Raw genomic sequence first — 2859 nt, forward strand, 5'->3', positions numbered from 1 at the left:
GGTTAAGTTAATAAGGGCGCACGGTGAATGCCTTGGCACTAGGAGCCGATGAAGGACGGGACTAACACCGATATGCTTCGGGGAGCTGTAAGTAAGCTTTGATCCGGAGATTTCCGAATGGGGGAACCCACTGTTCGTAATGGAACAGTATCTTTACCTGAATACATAGGGTATGGAAGGCAGACCCGGGGAACTGAAACATCTAAGTACCCGGAGGAAGAGAAAGCAAACGCGATTCCCTGAGTAGCGGCGAGCGAAACGGGATTAGCCCAAACCAAGAGGCTTGCCTCTTGGGGTTGTAGGACACTCTACACGGAGTTACAAAGGAACGAGGTAAATGAACAGGTCTGGAAAGGCCGGCCAGAGAAGGTAAAAGCCCTGTAGTTGAAACTTCGTTCCCTCCAGAGTGGATCCTGAGTACGGCGGGACACGTGAAATCCCGTCGGAAGCAGGGAGGACCATCTCCCAAGGCTAAATACTCCCTAGTGACCGATAGTGAACCAGTACCGTGAGGGAAAGGTGAAAAGCACCCCGGAAGGGGAGTGAAATAGTTCCTGAAACCGTGTGCCTACAAGTAGTCAGAGCCCTTTAACGGGTGATGGCGTGCCTTTTGTAGAATGAACCGGCGAGTTACGATTACATGCGAGGTTAAGTTGTATAGACGGAGCCGCAGCGAAAGCGAGTCTGAATAGGGCGTATTAGTATGTGGTCGTAGACCCGAAACCAGGTGACCTACCCATGTCCAGGTTGAAGTCCAGGTAACACTGGATGGAGGACCGAACCCACGCACGTTGAAAAGTGCGGGGATGAGGTGTGGGTAGCGGAGAAATTCCAATCGAACTTGGAGATAGCTGGTTCTCTCCGAAATAGCTTTAGGGCTAGCCTCATGTAGTAAGAGTCTTGGAGGTAGAGCACTGTTTGGACTAGGGGCCCTCATCGGGTTACCGAATTCAGACAAACTCCGAATGCCAAAGACTTATCCATGGGAGTCAGACTGCGAGTGATAAGATCCGTAGTCAAGAGGGAAACAGCCCAGACCACCAGTTAAGGTCCCAAAGTATACGTTAAGTGGAAAAGGATGTGGAGTTGCTTAGACAACCAGGATGTTGGCTTAGAAGCAGCCACCATTTAAAGAGTGCGTAATAGCTCACTGGTCGAGTGACTCTGCGCCGAAAATGTACCGGGGCTAAACGTATCACCGAAGCTGTGGATTGACATCTGCGATGTCAGTGGTAGGAGAGCGTTCTAAGGGCGTTGAAGCTAGACCGTAAGGACTGGTGGAGCGCTTAGAAGTGAGAATGCCGGTATGAGTAGCGAAAGATGGGTGAGAATCCCATCCACCGAATGCCTAAGGTTTCCTGAGGAAGGCTCGTCCGCTCAGGGTTAGTCGGGGCCTAAGCCGAGGCTGAAAAGCGTAGGCGATGGACAACAGGTTGATATTCCTGTACCACCTCTTTACCGTTTGAGCAATGGGGGGACGCAGGAGGATAGGGTAAGCGCGCTGCTGGAATAGCGCGTCTAAGCAGTTAGAGTGCAAGCGAGGCAAATCCCGCTTGCGTGAAGCTTGAGCTGTGATAGCGAGGGAAATATAGTACCGAAGTTCCTGAATCCACACTGCCAAGAAAAGCCTCTAGCGAGGGAAAAGGTGCCCGTACCGCAAACCGACACAGGTAGGCGAGGAGAGAATCCTAAGGTGAGCGAGAGAACTCTCGTTAAGGAACTCGGCAAAATCACCCCGTAACTTCGGGAGAAGGGGTGCTCATTTGGGTGAATAGCCCGGATGAGCCGCAGTGAATAGGCCCAGGCGACTGTTTAGCAAAAACACAGGTCTCTGCGAAGCCGCAAGGCGAAGTATAGGGGCTGACGCCTGCCCGGTGCTGGAAGGTTAAGAGGAGGGGTTAGCGCAAGCGAAGCTCTGAATTGAAGCCCCAGTAAACGGCGGCCGTAACTATAACGGTCCTAAGGTAGCGAAATTCCTTGTCAGGTAAGTTCTGACCCGCACGAAAGGCGTAACGATCTGGGCACTGTCTCAACGAGAGACTCGGTGAAATTATAGTACCTGTGAAGATGCAGGTTACCCGCGACAGGACGGAAAGACCCCGTGGAGCTTTACTGTAGCCTGATATTGAATTTCGGTACAGCTTGTACAGGATAGGTAGGAGCCTTGGAAGCCGGAGCGCCAGCTTCGGTGGAGGCATCGGTGGGATACTACCCTGGCTGTATTGAAATTCTAACCCGCGCCCCTGATCGGGGCGGGAGACAGTGTCAGGTGGGCAGTTTGACTGGGGCGGTCGCCTCCTAAAAAGTAACGGAGGCGCCCAAAGGTTCCCTCAGAATGGTTGGAAATCATTCGAAGAGTGTAAAGGCATAAGGGAGCTTGACTGCGAGACCTACAAGTCGAGCAGGGACGAAAGTCGGGCTTAGTGATCCGGTGGTTCCGCATGGAAGGGCCATCGCTCAACGGATAAAAGCTACCCCGGGGATAACAGGCTTATCTCCCCCAAGAGTCCACATCGACGGGGAGGTTTGGCACCTCGATGTCGGCTCATCGCATCCTGGGGCTGTAGTCGGTCCCAAGGGTTGGGCTGTTCGCCCATTAAAGCGGTACGCGAGCTGGGTTCAGAACGTCGTGAGACAGTTCGGTCCCTATCCGTCGTGGGCGCAGGAAATTTGAGAGGAGCTGTCCTTAGTACGAGAGGACCGGGATGGACGCACCGCTGGTGTACCAGTTGTCTTGCCAAAGGCATAGCTGGGTAGCTATGTGCGGACGGGATAAGTGCTGAAAGCATCTAAGCATGAAGCCCCCCTCGAGATGAGATTTCCCATAGCGTCAAGCTAGTAAGACCCCTGAAAGATGAT

General features: G+C 53.0%; 1 rRNA gene. It reads left to right on the top strand.

From position 1 onward, the window contains the following. Positions 1–2859, top strand: a 23S ribosomal RNA gene (locus AR328_RS18900).

It is taken from the genome of Bacillus sp. FJAT-29937 (assembly GCF_001509555.1).
In the GTDB taxonomy this organism is placed as follows: Bacteria; Bacillota; Bacilli; order Bacillales; family Cytobacillaceae; genus Cytobacillus.